General features: G+C 62.6%; 4 protein-coding genes and 1 pseudogene. 2 read left to right on the top strand and 3 right to left on the bottom strand.

Annotated elements, in window-relative coordinates:
• Window positions 1-595 (top strand): annotated as a pseudogene (locus Q0341_RS15210) (mannitol dehydrogenase family protein); the annotation flags it as partial.
• Between the two features lie 200 nt (window positions 596-795).
• On the top strand, window positions 796-2,016 hold the full coding sequence (gene manD, locus Q0341_RS15205; RefSeq protein ID WP_299515092.1) for a D-mannonate dehydratase ManD: 1,221 nt from the start codon (window positions 796-798) through the stop codon (window positions 2,014-2,016).
• Window positions 2,017-2,110: 94 nt separating this feature from the next.
• Here the strand turns inward: manD and slmA are convergent, their stop codons facing one another.
• The 3 genes from slmA to rfbD form a co-directional block, all read right to left on the bottom strand.
• Window positions 2,111-2,740: a nucleoid occlusion factor SlmA gene (gene slmA / locus Q0341_RS15200; protein ID WP_299515089.1), complete on the bottom strand. Its 630-nt coding sequence runs from the start codon at window positions 2,738-2,740 to the stop codon at window positions 2,111-2,113.
• A 43-nt stretch (window positions 2,741-2,783) separates the two neighbouring features.
• Window positions 2,784-3,683, bottom strand: coding sequence for an acetylglutamate kinase (gene argB, locus Q0341_RS15195; protein WP_299515086.1), 900 nt, complete (start codon window positions 3,681-3,683; stop codon window positions 2,784-2,786).
• A 94-nt stretch (window positions 3,684-3,777) separates the two neighbouring features.
• A complete protein-coding gene (gene rfbD, locus Q0341_RS15190) occupies window positions 3,778-4,668 on the bottom strand; it encodes a dTDP-4-dehydrorhamnose reductase (RefSeq protein ID WP_299515083.1) in 891 nt (296 codons plus the stop codon).
• Between the last annotated feature and the right edge of the window lie 94 nt (window positions 4,669-4,762).

Here is a 4,762-nt window from a genome sequence, read left to right as displayed (position 1 = left end):
CATGCTCAATGGCAGCCATACGGCCATGGCGCTCATGGGTGCCGTGACCGGTAGACCGTTCATTGCCAGCTGCATCGGGGTGCCACACATTCGCACATTCGTGCACCAACTCATGAGCCGCGAAGTCGCGCCACACCTCAGTCGCACCGACTGGGCCGAGTACCGCGACGCGCTGATCGCCCGCTTTGGCAACCCGTATTTGAAACACAGCGTGCACCAGATCGCCACCGACAGTTCGCAAAAAATTCCGCAGCGCTGGCCGCCTTCGGTGCTCGGCCAAATCGCGCAAGGCGCTTCTTTTGAACACCACGCACTGGCGGCTGCCGTGTTCGTGCGCTACACGCTGGGTGTGGACGAGCAAGGCCAAGCCTATGCCCTGAACGACCCGCAAGCTGAAAGCCTCATGGCCATGGGCGCAGCCCAGCGCACCGAACCCGAAGCCTGCGTGCGCGCCCTGCTGGCCAGAGAAGATCTGTGGGGCGGCTCCCTGCCCCAACACACCACATGGATCGCCCACGTCACGCACTGGCACCAACAAGTTCTTCAGCACGGCGTGGACGCCGCAGTCCAGCAATTGTTAGCAGCAAAAGCATGACAAGAACCGCTGCGCATGAACGCCACACCCAGGTTTCCCCGTAGGTCGGCACCTTCAGGTCCGACGTTTGTCCGCCTCGGCACAGGCCTCATGTCGGGGCTAAAGCAACCGACCTACAAAAATGCCAACTCCGTCTTTTGTAGGTCGGTGCCTTCAGGTCCGACATGTACACCCACCCATCACCGATCAAGGCTTGAGCCATGAAAGTCACCGCCGCCCGCGTCATCGTTTGCAGCCCCGGCCGCAACTTTGTCACCCTCAAGATCGAAACCGACCAAGGTGTTTACGGTGTGGGAGATGCCACGCTCAATGGCCGCGAACTGGCCGTGGTCAGCTACCTCGAAGACCATGTTCTGCCATGCCTGATCGGGCGCGACCCGCAGCAGATCGAAGACATCTGGCAATGCCTCTACAAAGGCGCTTACTGGCGGCGCGGCCCAGTGACCATGAGCGCGATTGCCGCCGTGGACACCGCGCTGTGGGACATCAAGGCCAAGGTGGCGAACATGCCGCTGTACCAGCTGCTGGGCGGGCGCAGCCGCACCGGGGTGATGGTCTACGGCCACGCCAATGGCCGCGACACAGCCGAGACGGTGGACGAAGTTTTGCGCCACAAAGAGGAAGGCTACTTGGCGATACGCGCCCAAAGCGGCGTACCGGGCCTGAACAAGGTCTATGGCGTGAGTGGCTACCATGGTGCCAGCCGCATGTACGAACCCGCCGACGGCAACTTGCCCAGCGAACACGACTGGAGCACCGAAAAGTATTTGCGCCACACCCCCAGCCTGTTTGAAGCCGTGCGCGAAGCCGTGGGCCCCGACATCCATTTGCTGCACGACGTGCACCACCGCTTGACGCCCATCGAAGCGGGCCAGCTGGGCAAAGCACTGGAGCCCATGCGCCTGTTCTGGATGGAAGACCCGACGCCCGCCGAGAACCAGGAAGCCTTCCAGTGGATACGCCACCACACCACCACGCCCATTGCGGTGGGCGAAATTTTTAACAGCATCTGGGACTGCAAGACGCTGATCGAGAAACAGCTGATCGACTACATCCGCACCACCGTGGTCCACGCAGGCGGCATCACCCACCTGCGCCGCATCGCCGATTTGGCGAGCCTGTACCAAGTGCGCACCGGCTGCCACGGCGCGACCGATTTGTCACCCGTGTGCATGGGCGCGGCGCTGCACTTTGACACCTGGGTGCCCAACTTTGGCGTGCAAGAGTTCATGCCGCACAGCGAAAAAATGCTCTCGGTCTTCCCACACGACTACCGCTTTGAGCGCGGGATGATGTATTGCGGCGAGTCACCCGGCCACGGCGTGGACATCGACGAGAAGCTGGCCGCCAAGTACCCGTACAAAAGGGCTTATTTGCCGGTAAACAGGCTGCAGCACGATGGGACGCTTTGGAATTGGTGAACACCCTCGCAGGTCGGCACCTTCAGACCCGAGACGCACCGCTTGCGCAAGCATGCCGCCTCCAACTGCACTCAGCAGCCAAGGCTTGCGCCCGTTAGAGCATCCGCGCCAAAGCCGCCTGCAAATGCTCAGATGGCAAACGCTTGAAGCCTGAGCGGGCAAAGCGCTGCAAGCGGCCCTGCATGAAGGCCACCAGCACCGAGGCGGCGACCTGCGCGTCGGTGTTGGACGCAGGGGCTTCGGCGGTTTTGAGCGATTGGCGCAGTTGCGCCTCGATCTTGTCAAACAGCAAGTTGATGCGCTCTTGCAAACGCTCGTGCTCCAGCACCAGGGCTTCGCCGTTCATGACGCGGCTCATGCCGGGGTTTTTTTCGGCAAATTGCAGCAGCAGCGCAACGATGCGCCCCGCCTGCTGGGGGCCGGCAGGCTCGCGGTCGGTGACTTGCCGGATCAGGCCCATGGCCGATTGGTCAACGAAGTCAATCAGGCCTTCGAACATTTGCGCCTTGCTGGCAAAGTGCCGGTACAAAGCCGCTTCGCTCACGCCAATTTTGGCGGCCAAGCCTGCCGTGGTCACGCGTTCGGCGCCGGGCTGCTCGAGCATGGCGGCCAATGTTTGCAATATCTGCAAACGGCGCTCGCCGGGGCGGGGCCGCTTGCGTGCCGGGGTCGCGTCCTCGTCGCGTTCGTGTTCGTGATCTGGGGCTTGTTCTGAATCTGACATGTCTTCCCTTTTTTGTGACGCCGCGCTTGCTGTTGGTCTGGTTTTATCGGCTGCGGATCATGGTGCCGAAGGCTTGCTCCGACAAGACCTCCAGCAGCATGGCGTGGGGCACGCGGCCATCGATGATGTGCACCGCGTTCACGCCGCTTTTGGCCGCGTCCAGTGCGCCCGCTATTTTGGGGATCATGCCGCCACTGATGGTGCCGTCGGCGCACAGCTCGTCGATGCGGCTGGGGGTCAGCTCGGTCAGCAAGTTGCCCTCTTTGTCGAGCACGCCACGGATGTTGGTGAGCATGAGCAGTTTTTCGGCTTGCAGCACGGTGGCCAGTTTGGCCGCCACCACGTCGGCGTTGATGTTGTAGCTTTCGTTGTGCTCACCAAAGCCGATGGGGCTGACGACCGGGATGAAGGCGTCGTCCTGCAGGCACCGGAGGATGGCGGGGTCGATGCTTTCGATTTCGCCGACCTGGCCCACGTCGTGTTCTTTGCTGGGGTCTTGGCTGTCCACCAAGCGCAGTTTCTTGGCGCGGATCAGGCCGCCGTCGCGGCCCGTGAGGCCCACCGCTTTGCCGCCTGCGCGGTTGATCATGCCGACGATGTCTTGCTGCACTTCGCCGCCCAGTACCCACTCGACCACTTCCATGGTTTCGGCGTCGGTCACGCGCATGCCTTGAACGAATGTGCCGGTTTTGCCCAAGCGCTTGAGGGCCATTTCAATTTGAGGCCCGCCCCCGTGGACAACCACGGGGTTCATGCCCACCAGCTTGAGCAGCACCACGTCTTCGGCAAAGGCTTGCTGCAAGGCCGGGTCGGTCATGGCGTTGCCGCCGTATTTGATGACCAGGGTTTTGCCGTGGAATTTGCGGATGTAAGGCATGGCCTGAGCCAGTATTTGGGCCTGGTCATGCGCAGAAACGGGGGCAGTAGCGGTTGTGTCGGTCATGGTGGTAATCGTTCAGCAAAAAATCGGGTCGAACAGGTCTGCTCAAAAACAGCGGCCATCCGTTCAGACGATTGTGCCGCAAGCAGATGGGTGTTCAGAGGACCTCGGTGAGCATGCGGTCGACGCCTTGCTGCCAAGGCGGCAGCGTCAGGCCAAAGGCTTGCTGGAGCTTGTGCGTGTTCAGGCGCGAGTTGAGCGGGCGCTGCGCGGGCGTGGGAAATGCAGAGGTGGGCACAGGCGCGATGTCGCTCACCTTCAGGGCCAAGCCAGGCTGCAAGAGCCGAGCCTGCGCGATCACATGGCTGGCATAACCGTGCCAGGTGGTTTCGCCGCCGGCCACCAAGTGGTACAGCCCGCCCAGCGCGGGCTGTTGCAAACTGGCCCGGATGGCGTGCGCGGTCACATCGGCGATCAGGTCGGCTCCGGTGGGTGCGCCGAACTGGTCGTCAATGACGGTGAGGCGCTCGCGTTCGGCGGCCAGGCGCAGCATGGTTTTGGCAAAGTTGCCGCCGCGTGCCGCATAGACCCAGCTGGTGCGAAAAATCAGGTGCGCACAGCCACTGACCACGATGGCTTGCTCGCCTTCGCGCTTGGTCTGGCCGTACACACTGAGCGGCCCCGTGGCGTCGTCCTCTTGCCAAGGCGACTCGCCTTGGCCGTTGAACACGTAATCGGTGGAGTAGTGCACGAGCAAGGCCCCGGTCTGCGCGGCCGCCTGCGCCAGCGCAGCGGGTGCGGTGGCATTCAGGCAACGGGCCAGCTCGGGCTCGCTTTCGGCTTTGTCGACCGCGGTATGGGCTGCCGCGTTGACGATGACTTGGGGCTGCCAGGCCAGCACCGTCTTGGCCAGCCGCTCGGGCTGGCTCAGGTCCCCGCAGTGTTCGGTGCTGTGGCGGTCCAGCGCCAGCACCTCACCCAAGGGGGCCAGGCTGCGTTGCAGTTCCCAACCCACTTGGCCATTTTTTCCGAGAAGAAGGATTTTCATGGCGCGCTGTACTGCTTGTTCACCCACTCGCGGTAAGCGCCGCTTTGCACATGCTGTACCCACTCGGGGTTGGCCAAATACCACGCCACAGTTT

Source organism: uncultured Limnohabitans sp. (genome assembly GCF_937889215.1).
Classification (GTDB): Bacteria; Pseudomonadota; Gammaproteobacteria; order Burkholderiales; family Burkholderiaceae_C; genus Limnohabitans_A.
The sequence above is the reverse complement of the archived record's forward strand: the minus strand, read 5'-3'. Positions and strand labels throughout refer to the sequence as shown.